Here is a 20,252-nt window from a genome sequence, read left to right as displayed (position 1 = left end):
GCCTGGGGGGCAGGCAGGGGAGGGGATGTTGCAGGAGCGACCGCCGTGGCCTCAGGAGGATTGACGGAGAGCGTTCAGCGGTTAATGTAGGACGGGTGCGGAGCAGATGGGGCCGCATGACGTACATCGAACCGGGGGCGACCTGGCTTCGACGGGGGCAATGACGTTCGAGACGCGTGCCGAGCTTGTTGGGTGCTCGTAAAACTTCCGACAACAACACAAAAGCCAACGACAACGTTGAGCTCGCGCTGGCTGCCTAACTAGCAGTCTTTAGTGCGCGGTCCCCCTGCTCTCGGTCCGTGGGGTAGGGATGGGCCGTCATAATGCGGACTGGTCGCCAAGGGTGCCTGGGCCCGAGGTGACGAGATCTTTCCAGGACCGGCATCAGGTATCCCGTCCGTGGGAGCCCTGGTGACGTAGCAAATCGCGGACTACGCACGTAGGGTCGAAGAGCCGACGGCTTTCGGACGAGGGTTCGATTCCCTCCGCCTCCACAGTGAAGCCTGGCAATCCAGTACGGGTTGCCAGGCTTTTTCTTTGGGCGGGAGCCCCCCGTGAGCAACGTGACGCCGTACGACGACCTCTGCCCCATCACCTGTGATGCGTCCGTCCGGGTGAAGCTTGATGCGCTGCCTGAGGCTGTTCGTGAACGTCTGGAGTGGGCTGTGAAGGTAGATGCCGCCGTGCGTGGCTATCCCGTGCCGCACTTGGTGGATCCGGTCGTGCCTCGCCCATTGTTTCCCATCGCTGTGCGCGTGGAGGGTTGGCGCGCCAGATACATGGTGGACTTCTTTACGAAGACCCTGGTGATCACGAACGTGGAGCAGATGGCCGACGACATCCGTGAGTAGCCGATGGGCAACACGCCGCGCCACTGACATGCCGTCGTCACCGTTATCCAGGTCGCGGCCAGGGTAGCGCGGGCGCGGCGCATCCAGGTGCAGCAGCTTGTGGTCCGGCAGGTCCACCAACTCGCTGGAGACGGTTGCCTCCTTCAGTGTCTTTGCGCGCAGCGCGGGATTGGCGGACTTCAGCCGGTGGTCGAGCACGCCCAGGACGCCGGGACGAGCGCTCTTGTAGACGAGCCAGCGGCGCGTGACCACGGCCTCCGCGACGGTGCGCAGCCAGCCGTTCTCCTTGTACGCGCGTAGCAGTTCGCGGCTACAGCGACGCGGGCTGAATCTGACGAGCGGGAGGGTGTGGACGAGCTACGGTTTCCCGCCCGGTGCTCTGAAGACGAAGCCGATGGACTTGAGAACACGGCGAACGAGAGAGGCCATGTTCATTTAGAAGGGGTGCCGCTATCGTGACTCCGCCGATTAGCCGGAGGGAATTGTGGCTACACTTAACTTGAATACGCTTGATGGACTTCGTAAGGCAATCGCAGAGAACGCTGATGTATTCATCGGGAATGCCTTGTCGAGTGTGACTGCGGGGACCGTCTATTGCCCCCGATGTTCAGATCGACGGCGAGTGACTCTGAGAGTGCATTATTACCGAGACGGCACGTTCACTGGTTTCCGCCTTCATGCTCGGAAGTCAGTTTCAGGAGCGCCGGTTCCGCCGACTCCGTTGACCGATGGAGAACGTATTGAGCAAATGCTCAAGAGGCTGGAGGGCGGAATGTCTCCCTTTCTGTTTACATATGTTTGCCTACAGTGTGAATGTCTGTTTACTGGTGTTGTTTATAGTGGGCCCGAGAAAGATGAGTTGGCGCTGTTCTCGAAGTCTCCTGGAGGAATTGCAACAGCCCATACCCCAAAAGCTGTCGCTTACTACCTTGACCAGGCGGCCCGCTGTCAATCGGTGGGTGCGTTGAGTGCAGCTATGGCGATGTATAGGGCTTCCCTTGAGCACATTCTAGGGCTGGCAGGTTTCAAAGGGATGCTTCATGCAAAGGTGCAGGCGCTCGTTGCGGCGATAAAAGACGGGTCAGCGCCCGAGTGGAGTAAGCGCCTTGATGTGGCGTACTTGAATTGCATTAAGGAAATAGGAAATGCTGCTATTCACACGAATGGCGGTGATATTTCGGTGCAGGAGCATATTTCGGCTGAGCTTGTTGCTCTCATTCAGGTGACGATCGAGGCGATAATTGATCGTGCGTATGAGGAGCCGGCAAAAGACAAAGCTCGCCTAGAGCAGATGCAGGCAGTTGCTGCGGCCGTTCCCAAGAAGTGAATGTCCAGGGCATTTAGTCCTCAAGCGCTGCATCCTCCGTTCCACGTTGCCCGCCCAGCGGCCCCCGCGTTGCGGCGCTTGGGGATGACGTAGAGATAGATGGGCTATGCGAAGGCATCTGCTCGGTCGTCTCTCGCGTGGCTCCCCTCCTGGCCAGTGAACATCGCCAACTGCGCCTCCATCTTGTCGATCTTCCCCTCCATGTGGACGAGTCCCGCCTTCGCGTAGGAGGACACGGGCGCCACGCGTTCGGCCTTCGACTGCATGGCGCGCTCGGTGAGCACCTTCACCTTCTTCGCCGTGCGGATGGAGCGTCGCGGCTGGGCTCGCGTCGGGGTTGCCCGCCGCCGGCCACACCTTCTCCAGCGTCACGCCGTCCGGGCCACTGCGGGCGAGCACCAGCCCCGCCAACTGGGCACCAGGGCCTGCCCGCGCTCCAGGTGGCGCACTCCCGCCACGAGGGTGCTCCGGTCCAGAACGGCGCTGTAGCAGAGGGCCTGAGCGGCGGAGGCGCCGCAGCGCGTCCCCGTTCGCTTTCACCTCATACCCGTGGAAGATGTCAGAGACCGGGGTAACGGATCGCGTCGGGGTCGGCAGAACGGATCGCATCCGCTGATCCAGCAGCACAGGCCGCTGGCGGCCGGTTGCCCTGCGCCCGCGCGCGGAGGGAGGGTCAAGGGCGCAGAACCGTTCAGGTTTCGGCGAAGCCGACCCTTGACGCTCCCGAGCACGCGGGCTCCTCGTTCTGATCGAAATCGCGATCCGAGCGGGTGACCCGCGAGCGATCCGACAGGGCGGCCCATGACAGAAGAGCGCGGGGCTGAGCGCGGCCATATCCACCCGCACTAGCCCGTACTCCAGCAGCACCCGCGCCTCCTGGTACGTCTCCTGGGGAAGGTGTCTTAAAAGTGGGCTGGCATCAGCATTGCGGCGCGCCTTCAGTCTGCGTTGCAGGTCGCATCCGGACACAATTGCGAGAAGTGTACAGTGTGAACCCGAATGAACGCTAAACTCGGGCATCAACGGAAATGGGCTCAATGAGCCCGATCCGCGTCTGGATAGCGACGCAAATTGCATCAATTTTCGAGGCAATCTGTTTCTGGCTATTCTCTACTTCCTCCTTGAAGAACTGCGGGTCGATAGCATCTATCCGCTCGTCGGAACTCCATTTGAGGGCCTCGTCAAGAGAAGAACCAGCGAGCTCACGAACCTTCTCGTAAACCTCTTTGGGAAAGAAGGGCTGATGCTCTTCGATAATATCTGTCGCGCTCCTCCAGGCGTCAGCAAACTCTTTGACGCGATGCGAAAGTTTCTCGTTGATGCCCTCGGCCGGGTGGAGAGACAAGGTCTTAATTTTCAAGTCGTTGAGCGCTTTCCATGTCAGCGTGTAGAGTTCGAACTCCTTGGTGAATTGCAAATTATGCACTCGGTGCTTGCGAGAGTGCTCAGCTTCAAGGTTTTTGATGAGAATGTCGGTGCGCTCCTTCAATTCGTGGAGACGCTGCGAGGACTCGGCCTGTAGCGCGTGCAACTCGCGCTGGATGGCTAACTTCTCTCGCTCAAGTATGCGGTTGGCCCAGACCTTCCCAATCCAGCTTGATAGCCCGAAGATGAGAGCACCTGCTCCGCCTACGGACAATAGGACCGCGCTCACGAGGTTCCATAGTTCCGTGCTTCTCATGGACTTCGAATGCCTCCTTACATGTGTGCCAGCGCAAGGTATCACTCCGCTGCTTCCACTGAGCGGCCGCGAGCACCAGCTGAGATCGGCCGCCCCTTCTTGCGAAGCTGCCCCCCCCGTTAGCACCGAGTCCGCCGTCCTTATCCTGGCCGTGAGCCAGTTCCTGGTTCCGCTCCTCAACGGCCTGCTGTCTCTCCGGCAGACGAAGCACGAGTCTGCCGTGGACCAAGTGCCCTTGCTGGTGCAGTCGCTGGGCGCGGTGGCTCAGGACGTGCGCGATATCAAGACGGAGCTGCTCGTGGTGAACGAGCATGGCGCGAAGCTCCAGACGCAGGACCTGCGACTCCGGGCCCTGGAGGACTGGATGGGCGCAGCACGGCCGCAGCTGCACCAAGTGGTGAACCATGTCACGGTGCTGATGGGGGAGCGCACCTTCAGGCAGCTTCAACACGCCGCGAACGCAGTGGCCAAGGACACTGGCCCGGGCCACCCGTGAGTCCTACATGCGGCAGTCACTTACGCTATTCGGGAGATAATGGCTTTACGCTCCCAGGTCACGATCACGCTGAGTGAGGACGTCCTCGACGGTCTGCTTGAACGTAGCCAGAGAGGAAAGCCGCTCCTCGCAGAGCGCGATGACTCCCTTGAAGTTGACGATTGCGTTGAACTTCCCCTCTTGAAACATGCCTTGGGCCTCTTGGAGGAGACTCGAAGCCTTCCGAGTCTCGGTGTCCACGTCGGTCAGCAGTTCGTAGAGCGACGTCTTAACCGGATTTGCCTTCGCAAGGCGGAGCCGGTCTTCAAGCTCTTTCATTGTTGCCATGGCCGAATGAGTCTCCTTCGAGATTGAGTGGCATTGTCCACCATAGACCTTGCTCCTGTGCCGGGCCACCTGCCGCCCCTTCTCCGGGAACACCTCGCAGTCCCCGGAGCCCGCCGTGCCCATCATCACCTCGCAGCGCGCCGCCTTCCTCGCGCAGATGCACGGGCCTTCCCGTTGGGATGTGAAGGGGCAGCTCGCGTCAAAAAACGGTCCACGCCTCTTCGACTGCTCCGGCCTCGTGACGTGGGCCTTCCACCAAGTGGGGGGAAGGACTGGCGGGCGACGTACAACACGGACCGGTAGGTGCCCACCATCGTCGCGAAGAAGGCGGGCACGTGCACGGCTGCCAGGTGTGGCGGGCGCATCCTCCAGGGCGAGTTCGTGGAGTACTCCGCCGCCACCGGCACGAGGCACCTGGTGTGCGCGAGCGCCGAGCAGGGCAGTCGCCTCAACCTCCGCGCCGGGCGCTGCCGGTGCGGCGCCCAGGTTGCCCCGCGCGAGGGCTCGCTCGTGCTGAAGGAGACGACTCTCGGGACCAGCTTCCAGAAGAAGTGGCTGGTGCTGTGCCTGCGGTGCGCGTGAGCGCCAGTCAGTCCAGGTCCTCCAACTCCAGCTCCGCCTGCTCACGGTAGAGAGGCACCACCTCCACTGTGAGCAGGTCCTCCAGCAGCTTCCGGGCCCCGGCTTTATCGCCCGCCTTCGCGAGCTCTCCAGCCAACATCCTCGTGCGCGCCAAGCGCATGGCGCCCTCGCGGATCCGCGAGCGAGCCTCGCGCAGAAGCGCGGTCGCCGCAGCCGCGTCCTGGACGGCGGCCTGGGCATCCGGCTCAGGGATGGCCACCTCGCGCGCAGTACGCAGCAGCAACTCGCGCACGTCTGGGGTGAGCGCGAGTGCTTCGCCGGCCTCGACGCGCGCGGCGAGCGCACGCACCTCGTCCCAGTTGATGTCCTGCTCCATGCCGCTACCGCCCCTTCCGTTGTCGGAAGCATCTGTCGTGCGGCCACTCGCCCTGCTGTCCTTCGCAAGCGCGGAAGCAGTCGTAGCAGGACCCTATCCAGTCTTGCTCCTGGCACTTCGCGTACTCGTTCATGCAGTAGCGCTTCCACTCCGGCAGGTCCTCGCGGGCCAGCTCCTTTGCGACCCTGGCGCCGAAGAGGATTTCCTCTGCCTCGAAGTCCGTGGCCCCGCAGCGCGCGGGGTTGCCCGGGTGCGTCTTCACGCAGCAGCTCACCGTGGAGTCCTGGGGGCCACACTGCGCCTGGGCCAGGTACACCGCGGTGGCGCTGGGCTCGGCGGCGCTCGCCCGGGCATGGGCGCCGCCACCGCAGCCCGCCCCCACCAGCGCGAGTGCCGCCACGACCATGGCCACGAATCGGGTGCTCCGATTGTGCATGTATGGCGGTCTATGCTTGTTTTGATTGAAGTTCAATCCCTCGCAAGAGGGAGCCGGGACCGCGCATGGAGGCCGACCCCGAGGCGCGGTGCACCTACGCGATGAGCGCGGGCATCTCGTCGCCCGGCTTCAGCAGAGCCAGCACGTCCCTTTCCTTCGGCGCGAAGTCTGGCGAGTGGAAGCTGATGAAGATGGGCAGCGAGGCCGTGGCCTCCACGCTTGTTACCTCCGCCGTCGCCTCCGTGCCCTTGAGGCGCACAGTGTCCCCCTGGTGGACCTCGCGCAGGCCGCGCTCCACCGCCAGCGTGGCGCCTGCGGGCGCCCGGCGCCGCTCCGGCGGCGTCTTCGTCTTGTCGTGGGTGGGTACGGCGCGGACATCGCACGCGCGGGCACGAGCGCCGAGGGTGTCGGTTCTACCGACCTCCCTGGCTGATGGCTTCCGTCGCGCCCGCCGCCCAGAGGATGTGGTCGCCAAAGCGAAGGGCCAGGGGCGCTAGAGGCACTACTCCTGGCTCTTCGAGGCCAACCCCGAGCCGGCAAACTCGGGTGCAACCAGCCCTCCTGCAAACCACCTCCGACAGCAACGTCAAGCGAGGGCCTCCTGGGTGATGTCATGGGTGCCCCCAGCCACGACGTGGCAGCTCGGGAGCCGCGCGCTCACCGTACAGGTCCGGCAGAACTCCTGAAACGACAGAGCTCCTTCTTCAGGGCCTGGAGGGGTGGGGCGGGGACCTCAGTGGATGCGCGCCGGCGTCTCCTGCTCCCGCGCTGCCGGGGATGCGCGTGGCACGGCGGCCGGGGCCTTGGGCGCGTGGGCCACGCCCTCCTCGCGGTAGCGCCGCACCAGCGTTTCCAGGTGCCCGCTGTCCAGGGAGGTGTGGAGGGCCTGAGCCGCCTTCTGAAGCAGGGCCCGCTCGGGTCCGGTCACGGCGAGGTCCGCGGCGGCGAGCGCGTTCAAGGACTCCTGGAGGACTTCACGCGCGCTGGCCGGTGCCGAGCGCAGGCGTTGGAGCCACTCGGACTCATCGTCCACGAAGCGCACCCGCGTCTCCCGGCGCCGCGCCGGGGTGAGCAGGGAGAGCTCGTGGGTGAGCACGGCGGACTCCTCCTCGCGGAGGCGGCCGTCGGAGACGAAGAGGAACCACGCGCTCTCCAGCAGCAGGCTCTCGTTGCGCGGCGCCACCTTGCGCAGGGCCGCGTCGGCGTCCTCCAGCGCGCGGCGCAGCCGCACGTAGCGCAGCATGGAGTCGCCCAGCCGCCGGGTGCGCCGCCAGTTGTCCACGGAGGACGTCACCACGTTCAGGAAGGGCACGATGTTGCGCGCCACGCTGTCGCCCAGCAGCTTCGACCCCAGGTCCTCGCCCAGGTCGGTCGCCTTCGCTTGCGCGAGGTGCTCCACGCGCTCCAGGCCGAGCGGATCCTCTTCCTCGTCGTGCTCTCCGCCACGGAGGAGGGCGTAGAGTCGCGAGAAATCCGCGGGGTCCTCCGGGTCGAAGCGGAGGTGGAAGGCGCTGGCCAGGTCGCACGCCAGCCGCAGGTGGATGAGGCCCTGCACGATCATCTCCGCCGTGACGACAATCCCCGATGCGGGAAGGGCCACCATCAACCCGGCGACGCCCGCGTCCGCCGAGGCCGCGGTGATGCCGGTGGTGACCGAGCCACTCCCCGCGCCGGTGAGCAAGGCCGCCTCGCAAGCCTGCCGGATGAGGGTTTCGGTGGCGTCAGCGCCCGTCCCCTTCGCCGCGGCGACCGCGTGCAGCCGGTGCGTGTCGTAGTGCCGCAGGTAGATGGACAGCAGCTGGGTGAACCAGCGCCCCGTGCGCAGGTCCCTGAGGGACAGCTCCTGCAGCAGCGCCCTCGTCAGCTGCCAGGAACGCAGGAGGGCCGCCGCGCCTTCCTCGCGCTCCCGTGGGACGACTTCCAGTGTTTCCGTCATGGTTCCTCCTCGCGGACTCGCAGCCGCGGAGTGGGAGACCATGCACTCACGTGTGGCATGGCCTCGCGGAACGATGGACACGCGGAGCATGGGAAGGACAGGAGCCCTCTTGGGCGTAGCGGGCGGAAGTAGGGCGGGAGGTGAGGGACGCTGGCGGTTGGCCCATGATCCGCACGCCGGGCCGACGTAGACGCCATTCATCTCCAGCAGACACACGCCTGCCCCGTACCCCGGGCGGAGGGGCTCCTACCTGGAGTCAACCCGGGAAGTGCTGTCACGCCGTTGCGCTACAGTGCCCGCCGCTTCATGCCGCGTGCAGCCTCCTTACGGCAGACAAGGAAATCCCGTGTCTTCACTGCGTTTGTCCGCAGTCCTCCCGCTCGTGCTGGCGTTGCTCGCCGGCTGTGACTCCGAGCCCCCCACCAGCGTGTCCGGGTCGGGTGCGATGCAGCTGACCGTCTACACCGCCGCGGTCGTGCCCGGGGACGTCTCGCGCGTCACCGTCACCGTCTCCGGCGCGGACATGGTCTCGCTCTCCAAGGACCTGGTGCTCACCAGCGGAGCGTGGAGCGGAGTCATCAGTGACATTCCCGCGGGTCTCCAGCGCACCTTCGTGGCGCAGGCCTTCACCTCGTCCAACACCCTGCGCTACGAGGGGCGCGTCGAGAGCGTTACCGTTACCGCCGGCGCCACGGGGCTGGTGACCCTCACCCTGCAGGATGTCTCCGTCCCACCGCCCTTCACCAACGAGGCGCCCATCCTCGACTCCCTGTTGGCCACGCCCACCACCGTGGCCCCGGGGGGCAGCGTCACCCTGACGGCCACGGCCCATGATCCCAACGCGGGGGACACCGTGAGCTTCTCCTGGGCGGCTCCCTCGGGCAGCTTCTCCGCGCCCACCTCGGCGAATACCACCTGGACGGCGCCCGCCCAGCAGGGCCCGGTGACCCTGGTGCTCACGGTGAGCGACTCGCGCGGCGCGACCCTGTCGGTGAACCTGACCTTGAATGTCTCCGCGGGCAGTGGCGCGAGCACCGTGAGGGCGGAGTTCAACGTCGCGCCCAGGGTGGTGACCCTGACGTCCACCCAGTCCTATCTGAACGTGGGCGCGCAGACGGCGCTGTCCACCTCGGCGACCGACGCGGACGGTGACCCGCTCAGCTATCAGTGGAGCGCCACCTGCGCGGGCAGCTTCACGGGCGCGAGCACCGCCACCGCGACCTTCACGCCCTCGGCCCTGCCCACGGGGACGTGCAACAACTGCCAGCTGAACGTGGTGGTGAAGGACGGCCGCGGGGGACAGAACACGGGCAGCCTGATGCTGTGCGTGTCCAAGGACGCCGTCGTGCGTGCGCCGCCGACGATGACGCGCGCCGCCCAGTCGAGCCAGACGGCCACGGCCGGCCAGGTGCTCACCTTCGAGGTGAACGCCACGGATCCCGCGGGCCTGGCCCTGAGCTTCACCTGGGCGGCCAACGTGGGCACGAGCGGCACCCCGAGCACGGGGCCCAGCGGCAGCATCCTCACCTGGACGGCACCCTCGTGTCTCAACACGGGCGTCACCCCGACCCTCGTCGCCACGGTGGGCAACACCCTGGGCCTGAAGGCGACCCAGAGCTTCACGGTGACGGGACTGCCGGCGTGCCCCTCGGCCTTCTGGGCCGCGGCGAACTCCATGTCCAACGCCCGCACCGATCACACGGCGGTCCTGCTGGGCAATGGCAAGGTGCTGGTCTCGGGGGGACGCAACAACATCGTTGGCCACATGGCGTACTCGGAGCTGTACGACCCGACCGCGGGCACCTGGAGCTCCGTCAGCTCCATGCCTTCGGATCGCTCCGGACATGCGGCGGTCCTGCTGGGCAATGGCAAGGTGCTCGTCTCGGGGGGAACCAACAGCATGGGCTATGCGGCGGCGTCGCTGCTGTACGACCCGGCCACGAGCAGCTGGAGCACCTCCGGCTCCATGTTCTCCCCGCGCTACCAGCACACGGCGACGGTGCTCTCCAATGGCAAGGTGCTTGCCGCGGGGGGATGGAACTCCAGTGGCCTTACGTCGATGACGGAGCTGTACGACCCGGCCACGGGCACCTGGGCCTCGAGCGGCTCCATGGCCGTCCCGCGCGATGTCCATACGGCGACGCTGCTCTCCAATGGCAAGGTGCTCGTCACGGGGGGGACCAACAACGTCAGCTACCAGGCGACGGCGGAGCTGTATGACCCGGCCACGGGCACCTGGAGCGCCACCGGCTCCATGATCTCGGTGCGCGGCTATCACGCGGCGACGCTGCTGCCCAATGGCAAGGTGCTCGTCACGGGGGGCGGGGGCAATGGCACCCTGGCGACGGCGGAGCTGTATGACCCGGCCACGGGCACCTGGAGCGCCACCGGCTCCATGTCCGCGCCGCGCCACTCCCACACGGCGACGCTGCTCAACACGGGCAAGGTGCTCGTCACGGGGGGATGCTGCACCGTTGGCGCCGCCCTGGCGACGGCGGAGCTGTATGACCCGGCCACGGGCACCTGGAGCGCCACCAGCTCCATGGTCCAACAGCGCCTGGAGCACACGGCGACGCTGCTGCCCAATGGCAAGGTGCTCGCCCTGGGCGGATACCGCGCCCTCGAAACCAATAGCGAGCTGCGGGCGGCGGACCTGTATACCCCCTGAAGCCCACCGGCTCGGGTGCCTGAGGTGGCGGCGGGGCTTGCCCCGCCGCGGTGCACGCCCTCGAACGTGAAAAAGAGGTGAGGGGGAAAAACCGTCCCGCACGTTGCTTCGAGCGGAAATGCAGAAACGCTTTCCGGAGCCCCACGCCCATCCTGGGCGCGGAGGCCTCAGCCAACGGCATAAGGGGACAACACCATGAAGCGAGCGTCCATCGTTGTTGCGGCGGTGATGATGTCGGTCGGATTTGCCAGCACGGCCCTGGCGGCGTCCCCCATCACCGTGAATGGCTACGTCTGCGCGGCGACGTACTCCCGGCAGCCCAACGTCACCTACGGCCAGGGCTACGTGGTCGTGCAGGTGAACACCGGGGCGAACTGCACCGGGAGCTTCGTCGGCCACTACTACTACCTGGGCTCGAACGCCTCGGCCGGCGGCTACGAGTACAGCGAGGCCGAGCGCCTGGGCCTGTTCGAGCGCGCCACCCAGGCCGCCACCCAGGGCACGTCCGTCAGCCTGTACGTGGAAGCCGCGGGCATCGGCATCCTCAACACCACCTACCGCGGCAACTGACGGCGGACGGGCTCTCGCGCTCCTCTGACGAGTAGCCGCGCGGGGGACCGGCCTCGTTTCGGACCGGCAGAATGATGGGAAGTGGTCGCGGGAGGGCACGTCAGCCCCCGATGTCAGGAAAGTTGTCGCCTCGGGGTACTCGCCGAGCTGACGATGCCCTCCGCGCGCCTCGCTCACTCGCTTCGACGAGAGCATGACGCAGTGAGCGAATTCTGGGCAGGCACAGCGGCGTCGAAGCGGTGAAATCGCCCCTCGGCGCAACTCCAACCATGGCGTGGCCCCAGAGCATGGGAAGGACAGGAGCCCCGTTGGGCGTAGCGGGCGGGAGCAGAGCGGGAGCTGAGAATCGCTCTCACCCCACCTGCTCCCTTCACGTACGCCAACACCCGCCGCCGCCTCCACACCTCAAGCACGCGAACACATCCAGGGCGAACGTCCTTTTCAGCAGCCCGGCCCAGTCCAAACGGGGTGTGTGCTCCTTCCTCGGCTCCTCGACCGTCGCGGCAAAGGCGAGGCTCTCCTCTTCCAGCACCGGCTCCGCCCCTGCTTGAGGGAACCCCGGCAGGCGCGTCGCTGCTTCGTCCCATGAGGACGCAAGTGCGTCCCATGAGGACGCACCAGGATGTGCTGACAACGCGCCGCCATGGCGGTCCTCCTTGTTTCCCGCCGTCACCTGGGAAAGGCAAGATGTTGTATAAGAAAGAGGTCACGGGGGACGGAACCAATGGTCAACATCCAGCAACTCCATGGGGCGAAGCTGAATACCAACATGGCCGCAGGCATGAGGCGGATCCAAGAGCTTCTTCGGGACGAAGAGGAGGTCCAGACGTATTTGAAGAGGCTCGAGGATGCGATTGCCCGGTGCCCGGGAGGCAAGGGTGGGAAGACCACACCGACCGCCAAGCTCAGTCTGGTGTTGGAGGACACCGAGAAGCGCTGGATGCGCTCCGGAGTCGATCGGCTCAGCCCGGAAGAGGGGGTCGTGGAGGTCATCAACTTCCTGGTCGACCACCTGTGGCAACGCAGGGCCCTGAAGGACGTCGGTGCGGGGCCGCAGCACGGTGAACACAGCCATCGGATCCAGTGGTACATCATCTTTCACTACTTCCGCTCCAAGGGGGCGCCCATCAGCTCCATCCAGGATCTCTATGACACGATGGTGAGTCCCACGCACACCGCGACGAATATGGTCGGCATCCAGGTGTCGCTGTGGGACTCCGTGCTCGACGTGAGGTTCTCCTGGTTGAATGGAAGGCACGACGCGAAGCCCGTGCCTGGGCTGAGCGAAATCTACGGAGACGTCAAGTACGCGTCGCCGGTCTTCCTGAACGAGGCGCTGACCCGTCCGGAGTCGAAACTGATTGAACTCTATCCGCGACTCAGCGCCGCATTGACTCATAGGCGTTTGAAGAGAACGCCGTCCACCGCGGCGAAGACCCGCGAGCTTCTCCAGCAATGCCTCGTGAAGGCGCAGATGAACATCAACCTCGACACTGTCGGCCAGGCACTGTGCGAGGAGGTGATCACGGACGTTGTCAGCTCGCAGGGGGCTCACACCTATTTCTAGTTGTCCGTGTCCGCCCTTGCCGGTGAGCACCTTTGCTCCGAAGCTTCGGGGAGGTTGGAGCCACGCCTTCCCACCAGGCTTCTGGAAGCCCTGTCCGGCCCACGCACCATCGCCGGGCCGAAGACGCAGATGGGGAACCTGCGCGACGAGCTGCCCGCGGGCCTGATTCCGTTCGCCATGGATGGGGGTGGAGGCGTCTGGTACCTCGACGTGGAGAACCGTCTGGGGAGAGCATGAGCAGAGGAAGGGCAGGAGCCCTATTGGGCGTAGCGGGCGGGAGACAGTGAGCAGTGCTGGAGCGGCAGGCAGCCATCCGCAGTCGGTGAGCCTCAAGGTGCTTGTCGCGTGAGAGGGTTCAGCCGAGGCGTTTGAGTTGCTGCGCTTCCAGTGAGGGGTTGAGGCGCCGGCATCCGCGCTCCCCGGAGCGCCCGGTACCCCGGCTGGCAGTGGGCCTGCACCGCCGCAAGCGTCGCCGCCGCGCTCGCGTGAAGCGCATTCCACCCGGCGGTGGCGCCGACCCGGCCCGAAGTCCCGGGCAATGGCGCGGCGCCACCATCCCGCGTGCCCCGCCAGCCCATGGTTCGTGCGAGCACCCGACGCACCTTCCGTTGCAACACAGGGGAGGTCCGCATGGCGAGGCAAGTGGTCACTCGGAAGGTCCGGCGGGGAGGGGGAACCCTGCCGCGCAGCGCCGCGAAACGTGCTCGGGGGCGTCCGTCGGAGGAGGCCCTCCTGGAGGAGGAGTCACCTGAAGCGAAGGCCTCAGCGCGAGGCTCCGGTGCAACGGCGCCGGCCGTGGACATCCGGAACCTGCCTGCCTGCATCCGCGAAGTGGTGCTGGCGGCGCAGGACACGGACCCGGGCCCGCCAGAGCCCACCGACTATCACCAGCTGCGCGGCAGGCTCGAGGCGGCGCGGGCCACACTGCCTCCGCTCTACCGCGACGCGGTCCTCGTGCCCTACCTGAAGACGCTGGACCGGATCGGCCCCCAGGGGTTCGCCGACACGCTGGTTCGCGACCCACGGCGTGAGTCCGAGGCCGGGCTCCTGATGGACGCGGCACACGCCATCCTCCAGAACGGGGAGGGCTACCAGCGCATCGCCACGGATGCGTTCGAGGAGGTGGTCAGCGACCTGTACGACGGCTTCCTCAGCGCGGAGGATCGCCGGGGCGTTCATCCTCCGGACCAGGGCACGCTCGCGCCGCTGGTGAAGTGGGGGAACCCGGACTTCGGACCGTACACGTGGCCGGTGGACGCGACCTTCTCCGTCCTGGGGCTGGAGTGCGGCATCGTCAACCTCCCGCCCTCGCAGGGCCGCGCGGGCCTGCTCGCGTGGGCCGCGCTCGGGCACGAAGTCGGCGGGCACGACATCCTCCACGCCGACACCGGGCTCGCGGAGGAGCTGTCCACCGTGGTCTACGACCGCCTCCAGAAGGAGGGCCTCTCCGCCGTGGCGAACTACTGGGCCCGGCGCATCGACGAGACGGCCTCGGACGTGCTCGGCATCCTCAACATGGGGCCCGCCGCGGGCATCGGTATCATCGGGTACTTCCGGGGGCTGGACACCGCGTTCGGTGGGGCAGGGCGCCTGAGGAACGTGGGGGGCTCGTCGGATCCACACCCCGCCGACATCGTCCGGGGCTACCTCGCCGGGAGTGTCGTGAAGCGCCTGCGCTTCAGCCAGGCGGAGCCTTGGGCCCAGGTCATCTTCGACGAGGTGGACAAGGACCTGAACCCCGCGGAGCTCCGGCTGGGCACCCAGCGCGTGACGCCCGAGCAGGCGCGCCGGTCGGCGGACGTGGTCGCGGACGCCATCATGACCCATCGCGCGAAGGCGCTCGAAGGGCAGTCGCTCGCGTGGATCCAGAACTGGCGGAACCAGGACGAGCAGCGGGTACAGCAACTGAGGCGCCGGCTCGCGACGGGCGTGGGCAACCTCACGGAGGAGCTCTCGACCGGAATCTACGCCGCGCACGTCGTGGCGGCCGGCGTCGTCGCCGGCCTGAGCGAGCAGGCCGACGTGCGCAAGATCTTCGACCGGATGGTCCGCATGCTCAAACAGATGCACGACCGGAACCCCGCCTGGGGGCCGCTGTTCGTCCGGCACCGGGGCGACGTCGTGCCGCACTTCATCTACCCCTTCCCGACCCGGAGGACGTGAGGCGGCCCCCTCCGCCTCCACGGTGAAAGAGCCTGGCAATCCAGTACGGGTTGCCGGGCTTCGGCTGCCCGGCCCTTCGTCAGGGCCCGGCCGGCCGTGGACCCGCCGCTTGAAGTGAATCCCCCAGCAGCTGGTGCAGGATGGCGGCGCGATGAGCGCGACCCATGCCATGACCGACGAGCTTCGACGCACCCTGAAGGCGCGGAGTGACCCTCGCCTCGCCGAGGCGACGCGCCGCTACTTCCCCACGGACATCCGAGCCCTCGGGGTCCCCAACGCGGAGGTGCGGCGCATCGCCGATGCGTTCATCCAGGAGCGGGGCCTGTCGCCCGAGGACCGCCTGGCGGTGACCGAGGCGCTGCTCGCCCGGGCGACCCACCACGAGGAGGTGCTCCTGGGGTTCGCCGTGGTCCGCAAGGCCGTCGGGCGCTCGTTCGACGAGTCGCTGCTGGACCGCTTCCGGTTCTGGCTGGAGCACTCCGTCTGGAATTGGGCCCAGTGCGACGACCTGTGCCTGACGGTGCTCTACCCGTTCTTCCTCACCCGGACGCCCGCGCTCACCCGAATCCAGCACTGGACCGGATCCCGTTCCCCCTGGTGCCGGAGGGCGGCGAACGTCGCGCTCGTGAAGTTCGTGAGCCGCAGGATTCGATCCTCCAGCTACATGCTGCCCCTCGATGTGATTCTCGGAAATGCACGCCGGTTGCTACCGGACCCGGAGCCGTATGTGCAGAAGAGCGTGGGGTGGCTGCTGAAGGTGGCGGCGGAGCACCACCGGGAGGCGGTGGTGGCGTTCATCCAGGAGAACATCTCCGGGATGCAGCGGGACACCCTGCGCTATGCCATTGAGCGGCTGGAACCGGAGCAACGGAAGTCGCTCCTTGCGCTAGAGTACAAGGCATCATGAACTCGCGAAGCGTCCTCAATGCCTGTCTCTCGACCCTGCTGTTCTTCTCCACGACAGCCCTTGCCGCGGAGACACGACTGGTCGTGAGGGCTCGCGCCCGGGACGGCAAGTTCGTCGGGACGTCCATGGGGGGCGTGCGAGTCGTGCTCCGGGATGGTCAGACCGGGCAGGTGCTGGCCAGCGGCGTCACCGCCGGCTCGACAGGCAACACCCAGACGCTGATGAAGCAGCCCCAGGTGCGGGGAGCGCCGCTCGCGGATGAGTCCTCCGCGAAGTTCACGGCCACCCTGGACATCGCCGAGCCGCGGCTGGTGACGGTGGAGGTGTCCGGGCCTCTTGCGCAGCGGCAGGCGCTCGCGACCAGCACGACCCAGCTCTGGCTGCTGCCCGGCAAGCACATCGAGGGCGATGGCCTCATCCTGGAGCTGCCTGGCTTCGTGGTGGATGTGCTGATGCCATCCGCTCATGAGTTCATCAAGCTCGCGAAAGACAAGAAGCTCACCGTTCCTCTTCGCGCCAACCTCACCCTCATCTGTGGCTGCCCGACCGAGCCCAAGGGGCTCTGGGACTCCAGTCGGTATGAGTTGCAGGCCACGGTGAAGCACAACGGAAAGCCGCTCACCCAGGTCCCCCTGAAGTACGCCGGGAAGACCAGCACCTTCGAGGCAGAGCTCTCCGTACAGCAGCAGGGCGCATACGAAGTCACGGTGACCGCGTACGACCCCGCCACCGGGAACACCGGCGTGGACTCCACCACGTTCATTGTAGAGGGATGAGGCGCCAGGGGGCGCCGGGTCCGTGGAACGCTGAGTGGATGAAGCACAGCGGCCCGCCCTGAACGTTCGGGGCGGGCCGCTGCGTTGGAACGAGAGGTATCAATCCGGCGTCAGCAGACGCCGTCGTGGGACGCGCAGTAGTTGACGCAAACGCCAGCCGAGGTGGGGCTGCGGCATTCGCTGCCGTCGCAGCAATAGATGATGATCCAGGAGGCAATCTTCGTGTCCGCGCTGGATGAGGCGCACTGGGCCTCGCACGTGGCTGCGGAACCGCTGCACGTGGTGCCGTCGGCGCACGAGAGGAACACCTCACCGTCGGAAGTGCCGCCACAGCCCGCCAGCATCCCTACTGCCATCAGTCCCGCGATGATTGCCTTGCGCATCGTGTGATGTCTCCTGGATGGGGTCCTGCGCGGGGCATGGTAGGTGGGGGGGGCCACGCTGGAAAGAAGTTGCTCCGGCGGTTCCTTGAAAGTCTGTTTTTGCAGTTCCATGCAAGGAATCCACCCACGCATCCTCGGGCCCTGGTGCGGGCCCGGTTCCGGCGCCTGGCCTGGACTTCTCCAATGCTGGTGCAATGTGCTTCCTGGTGCCGGTGTGAATCCTGGCAATAGCGTTCACCAGACAAACAATCGTTGCTCCATGGGTTTGGTTTGTTCTACCTTTCAAGGGCGTCGCCACCGGCCCGGGACGACGTCAGTTCCTGGGGAGTGCGAATCATTGTTCGCCCCCAGCGGCTGTCAGCGGAATCGCCGTGTCCACCGGATACTGGCCCGCTCGGCAGAACCCACCCTTGAATGGAGTTGAATCCGTGCGCGTTGTCTCGCTTCTCGCAATCTTTCCTCGTTGGCTCGCCCTGGGGCTGAGCCTCTTTGGTGCTCAGGCGCTCGCGGGCTACGCGCCCATCCCGGACGGTTACGTTCTCCTCAGCTCGGACACGACAAACCGATACGTGGTGGCGGGCGGAGCGCGGTTCTTCATCCCTCCCGCGCAGTGGAGCCATTATTCCGGCGCCAGCACGGTGGTGCTGCCCCAGGCCACCATCAACTCCTATGCGGAGATTCCCCAGGAGGGCACGCTGCTTCGCCAGATTGGCTACGCCGCGATCTACGTCGTGGTGGGAGAGAAGTTCTGGTGGATTCCGAATCCCACGGAGCTGGACTACTGGGATGACTGGAGGACCGTCAACAACATCCCGAACGCCGGCTGGAGTGATGTGTTCTACAACTACTCCTACAAGGTCCTGGTCCAGGAGCGCACGGGGAGCCAGATCTATCTTTATATCGCGGGCGGCAAGTACCCCATTACCAATGCGTCGGACCTCGCCTACTACGGGGGGGCGTCCAGCGTGAAGATCATCCCCTTGGGAACGCTTGACAACAACACGGCCGAGCCCTGGTGTGGCGCTCTTCTGCGCGAGCGCTCGAGCAGCACCGTGTATTTCTTTGGGACTGTCTCCTCCCTCCCCGGCCTGTATCGGTCTCCCGTGACCGCCACTGCGCACGGCGAGGTTCCAGATGGCGCGCTGAACTCCATCCCGGTGTTCACCCCCGGCGGGTTCCTCAGCTGCATCGGGTAGCGACACGCTTCCAAGGGGGCGGTGACCGCCCCCCCTGTCTCACGAAAGCGGCGACTCACCCGTGGCTTCTCACGGGGCCGCTTCCTGGCGAAGCCTTCGCGCGAAGAAGGACAGGATCTCGTCTCGCGCCGCGAGGGTCGGCTCTCCAGCCGCGTCGATGAGGTGCGCGGTCACGACGCTGTGCGCACCGCCGACGATCCGCTCGAAGAAGGGCGGGGGCCTGGGGTTCGCGGCCGACGACGGCAGCACCCTGGGGTGGAAGCGAGGCCCCAGCGCTTCGGCGTAGGCCGCGAAGCGCTGGGCCGTGCAGAAGCGATCGCCGTCGAAGCGGTACGCGAGCACCGTCAGGTCTTCACGCTCGAGCCGCTCCTTCACGGTCGCGGCCTCCTCGGGGGCGATTTGAATCGCTTCCGGATGGTCGAGCGGCAGCGAGGGCTGGCACAGGACGGGCGCCAGCACCGCGGGCTCGAGCATCAGGCTGAGCGCGAAGTTGCCGGTGAAGCACATGCCGATGGCGCCGACGCCGGGCCCTCCACATTCCTGGTGCGCGAGGCTCGCGAGCGCGCGCAGCCACTGCGTCACGGGGCTTGATGCATTCGCCGCGAACGCGCGGAACTCCGCGCTCACGCAGGCCCGCTTCATCACGGCGAGCCCCTCCTCCGCCTGCGGATAGGCCCCATCCCTCCCGAACAACGACGGCATGTAGACCGTGAAGCCGGTATCCCGGACCCAGCGGGCGAAGCGCGCGACGTGAGGGCTGATGCCAGGCATCTCGGCCATGACGATGACCGCGGGACCTCGACCGGCGACGTAGACGGCGCGCGGGGGCGACTGAAGCGTGATGGCGCGTCGCTCGAAGTCATCCAGGGGATCGTCGGCGGTGGGCTCGGGGGCGGGAGGAGTCATGCCCGGACGATGTGGGAAACCCTCCCGGGCGGGCCAGTGGCGACGTTGACAGGTTTCGGTCTACTCTTGCCAGACATGATCCTGCATGTCGTGCTGGATGGCGTGGCCGAGGGCCCGCTGGGTGTCGGCCTCGACGTGATCAACACGGCCACGCGCCTGCTGGAGTCAGGCCTCGTCCCGGGCGTTCCACGAGCGAACCCACTGCGTCAACGCGTGGTGTCGCTGGACGGCCGTCCGGTCCGCTCCGGCACGGGGCGCTCCGTCTGCGTGGACGGCGCGCTCAGCCTGCGAAGCGTGAAGGCGGGAGATGTGCTGCTGGTGCCCGGGCTCTCCGCGGCCAGCGAGCGTGCCGTCGAACAGTTGCTCTCCCGCGCCGACACCGCGCGCGGCACGGAGCTGCTCGCGCGAGCGGCGGCGAAGGGGGCGACGGTCGCGGCATCGTGCTCGGCGACCTTCGTCCTGGCGGCGGCGGGACTCCTCGAGGGACGGAGCGCGACGACGACCTGGTGGCTGGTGCCCGCGTTCGTGCGCCGCTTCCCCCAGGTCACCGTGCGTGCGGACCGGATGGTCATCGAGAGTGACGGCGTCCTCACCGCGGGCTCGGCCTTCGCGCACGCCGACTTGATGCTGGCCATCGTCGCGCGCGTCGCGAGCCCCTCCCTGGCGCACCTGGTGGCTCGCTACCTCGTGCTCGACGAGCGCGTTTCGCAGTCCCGCTACATGGTGATGGAGCACCTGCGCGTGTCGGACCCGGCGCTGAGCGCGGTCGAACGGTTCATCACCGCGAACCTCGGCCGGCAGTTGACGCTGGAGGAGCTCGCCCGCGCCGCCGCCACGTCCTCGCGCACGCTCGCGCGACGGGTCCAGGCCGGTCTGGGCATGACGCCGCTCGAGTTCGTGCAGCGGGTCCGCGTGGCGCATGCCTCCCACCTCCTGGAGACGACGCGGGACTCGGTCGATGACGTCGCCGCCCGGGTGGGCTACGCCGACGCGGCTGCCTTTCGACGCGTGTACCGGCGGTACGCCGGCGAGAGCCCCCGCGGCAGACGGCCGAGGGGCTCCCGTCAGGGCTGACTTCACCGGCACATTCGACAGACCTCGTGA

General features: G+C 66.6%; 22 protein-coding genes and 1 other RNA gene. 14 read left to right on the top strand and 9 right to left on the bottom strand.

Features of this window, described 5'->3' with window-relative positions:
* Positions 1-133 precede the first annotated feature (133 nt).
* The 3 genes from ssrA to D7V80_RS03505 all read left to right on the top strand — a co-directional run bounded on the left by ssrA (position 134) and on the right by D7V80_RS03505 (position 2,178).
* Positions 134-497, top strand: a transfer-messenger RNA (tmRNA) gene (gene ssrA / locus D7V80_RS03515).
* 57 nt (positions 498-554) lie between these two features.
* Entirely contained in the window at positions 555-851 is a 297-nt protein-coding gene (locus D7V80_RS03510) for a hypothetical protein (RefSeq protein ID WP_147446976.1), read from the top strand.
* A gap of 772 nt (positions 852-1,623) precedes the next feature.
* Positions 1,624-2,178, top strand: coding sequence for a DUF4145 domain-containing protein (locus D7V80_RS03505; protein ID WP_158616544.1), 555 nt, complete (start codon positions 1,624-1,626; stop codon positions 2,176-2,178).
* A gap of 104 nt (positions 2,179-2,282) precedes the next feature.
* Here D7V80_RS03505 and D7V80_RS41650 read toward each other — a convergent pair whose 3' ends face one another.
* Both D7V80_RS41650 and D7V80_RS03495 read right to left on the bottom strand, forming a co-directional pair.
* Complete coding sequence (locus tag D7V80_RS41650; protein ID WP_158616543.1) at positions 2,283-2,462, bottom strand: hypothetical protein; 180 nt, start codon at positions 2,460-2,462, stop codon at positions 2,283-2,285.
* Positions 2,463-3,184: 722 nt separating this feature from the next.
* On the bottom strand, positions 3,185-3,859 hold the full coding sequence (locus D7V80_RS03495; protein ID WP_233585111.1) for a hypothetical protein: 675 nt from the start codon (positions 3,857-3,859) through the stop codon (positions 3,185-3,187).
* A gap of 220 nt (positions 3,860-4,079) precedes the next feature.
* On the opposite strand from D7V80_RS03495, the gene D7V80_RS03490 reads away from it, so the two are divergent.
* The gene (locus D7V80_RS03490) at positions 4,080-4,355 is read left to right on the top strand and encodes a hypothetical protein (RefSeq protein ID WP_233585110.1); all 276 of its coding nucleotides are present in this window, start codon (positions 4,080-4,082) and stop codon (positions 4,353-4,355) included.
* Between the two features lie 45 nt (positions 4,356-4,400).
* On the opposite strand, the gene D7V80_RS03485 is transcribed toward D7V80_RS03490, so the two are convergent.
* Positions 4,401-4,808 carry a hypothetical protein gene (locus D7V80_RS03485; protein WP_158616542.1) on the bottom strand — a complete coding sequence of 136 codons (408 nt, stop codon included), beginning with the start codon at positions 4,806-4,808 and terminating at the stop codon, positions 4,401-4,403.
* A 177-nt stretch (positions 4,809-4,985) separates the two neighbouring features.
* Here D7V80_RS03485 and D7V80_RS03475 point away from each other — a divergent pair, with 177 nt between their 5' ends.
* A complete protein-coding gene (locus D7V80_RS03475) occupies positions 4,986-5,264 on the top strand; it encodes a hypothetical protein (protein WP_120586786.1) in 279 nt (92 codons plus the stop codon).
* 7 nt (positions 5,265-5,271) lie between these two features.
* Here D7V80_RS03475 and D7V80_RS03470 read toward each other — a convergent pair whose 3' ends face one another.
* The 4 genes from D7V80_RS03470 to D7V80_RS03455 form a co-directional block, all read right to left on the bottom strand.
* Complete coding sequence (locus D7V80_RS03470; RefSeq protein ID WP_120586785.1) at positions 5,272-5,640, bottom strand: DUSAM domain-containing protein; 369 nt, start codon at positions 5,638-5,640, stop codon at positions 5,272-5,274.
* A gap of 4 nt (positions 5,641-5,644) precedes the next feature.
* A complete protein-coding gene (locus D7V80_RS03465) occupies positions 5,645-6,046 on the bottom strand; it encodes a hypothetical protein (protein WP_233585112.1) in 402 nt (133 codons plus the stop codon).
* Positions 6,047-6,170: 124 nt separating this feature from the next.
* The gene (locus D7V80_RS03460) at positions 6,171-6,374 is read right to left on the bottom strand and encodes a hypothetical protein (protein ID WP_120586784.1); all 204 of its coding nucleotides are present in this window, start codon (positions 6,372-6,374) and stop codon (positions 6,171-6,173) included.
* 435 nt (positions 6,375-6,809) lie between these two features.
* The gene (locus D7V80_RS03455; protein ID WP_120586783.1) at positions 6,810-8,012 is read right to left on the bottom strand and encodes a hypothetical protein; all 1,203 of its coding nucleotides are present in this window, start codon (positions 8,010-8,012) and stop codon (positions 6,810-6,812) included.
* A 346-nt stretch (positions 8,013-8,358) separates the two neighbouring features.
* Between D7V80_RS03455 and D7V80_RS03450 the strand changes: the two genes are divergently transcribed.
* The 7 genes from D7V80_RS03450 (at position 8,359) to D7V80_RS03420 (ending at position 16,663) form a co-directional block, all read left to right on the top strand.
* Positions 8,359-10,680: a kelch repeat-containing protein gene (locus D7V80_RS03450; RefSeq protein ID WP_233585109.1), complete on the top strand. Its 2,322-nt coding sequence runs from the start codon at positions 8,359-8,361 to the stop codon at positions 10,678-10,680.
* Between the two features lie 195 nt (positions 10,681-10,875).
* Positions 10,876-11,250, top strand: coding sequence for a hypothetical protein (locus D7V80_RS03445; protein WP_120586782.1), 375 nt, complete (start codon positions 10,876-10,878; stop codon positions 11,248-11,250).
* Positions 11,251-11,974: 724 nt separating this feature from the next.
* Positions 11,975-12,817 carry a LirA/MavJ family T4SS effector gene (locus tag D7V80_RS03435; protein ID WP_120586781.1) on the top strand — a complete coding sequence of 281 codons (843 nt, stop codon included), beginning with the start codon at positions 11,975-11,977 and terminating at the stop codon, positions 12,815-12,817.
* A gap of 129 nt (positions 12,818-12,946) precedes the next feature.
* The gene (locus D7V80_RS42525) at positions 12,947-13,054 is read left to right on the top strand and encodes an SMI1/KNR4 family protein (RefSeq protein WP_233585108.1); all 108 of its coding nucleotides are present in this window, start codon (positions 12,947-12,949) and stop codon (positions 13,052-13,054) included.
* A gap of 558 nt (positions 13,055-13,612) precedes the next feature.
* Entirely contained in the window at positions 13,613-14,980 is a 1,368-nt protein-coding gene (locus tag D7V80_RS03430; protein ID WP_233585107.1) for a hypothetical protein, read from the top strand.
* A gap of 151 nt (positions 14,981-15,131) precedes the next feature.
* Positions 15,132-15,887 carry a DNA alkylation repair protein gene (locus tag D7V80_RS03425; RefSeq protein ID WP_199738352.1) on the top strand — a complete coding sequence of 252 codons (756 nt, stop codon included), beginning with the start codon at positions 15,132-15,134 and terminating at the stop codon, positions 15,885-15,887.
* Positions 15,884-16,663 carry a hypothetical protein gene (locus tag D7V80_RS03420; protein WP_120586779.1) on the top strand — a complete coding sequence of 260 codons (780 nt, stop codon included), beginning with the start codon at positions 15,884-15,886 and terminating at the stop codon, positions 16,661-16,663. The genes D7V80_RS03425 and D7V80_RS03420 overlap by 4 nt, the downstream gene beginning before the upstream one ends.
* 110 nt (positions 16,664-16,773) lie before the next feature.
* On the opposite strand, the gene D7V80_RS03415 is transcribed toward D7V80_RS03420, so the two are convergent.
* Positions 16,774-17,046 (bottom strand): hypothetical protein, encoded by a 273-nt coding sequence (locus D7V80_RS03415; protein ID WP_120586778.1) that lies wholly within the window; start codon positions 17,044-17,046, stop codon positions 16,774-16,776.
* Positions 17,047-17,474: 428 nt separating this feature from the next.
* On the opposite strand from D7V80_RS03415, the gene D7V80_RS03410 reads away from it, so the two are divergent.
* Positions 17,475-18,242 carry a hypothetical protein gene (locus tag D7V80_RS03410; protein ID WP_120586777.1) on the top strand — a complete coding sequence of 256 codons (768 nt, stop codon included), beginning with the start codon at positions 17,475-17,477 and terminating at the stop codon, positions 18,240-18,242.
* 69 nt (positions 18,243-18,311) lie between these two features.
* Here D7V80_RS03410 and D7V80_RS03405 read toward each other — a convergent pair whose 3' ends face one another.
* Entirely contained in the window at positions 18,312-19,148 is an 837-nt protein-coding gene (locus tag D7V80_RS03405; protein WP_120586776.1) for a dienelactone hydrolase family protein, read from the bottom strand.
* 75 nt (positions 19,149-19,223) lie between these two features.
* On the opposite strand from D7V80_RS03405, the gene D7V80_RS03400 reads away from it, so the two are divergent.
* Positions 19,224-20,222, top strand: a complete 999-nt coding sequence (locus D7V80_RS03400; RefSeq protein ID WP_120586775.1) for a GlxA family transcriptional regulator — start codon at positions 19,224-19,226, stop codon at positions 20,220-20,222.
* Positions 20,223-20,252 lie beyond the last annotated feature (30 nt).

It is taken from the genome of Corallococcus sp. CA054B (assembly GCF_003611625.1).
Taxonomy (GTDB): domain Bacteria; phylum Myxococcota; class Myxococcia; order Myxococcales; family Myxococcaceae; genus Corallococcus; species Corallococcus coralloides.
Note: the sequence above shows the minus strand (reverse complement) of the source record. Positions and strands in the feature narration are given on the sequence as shown.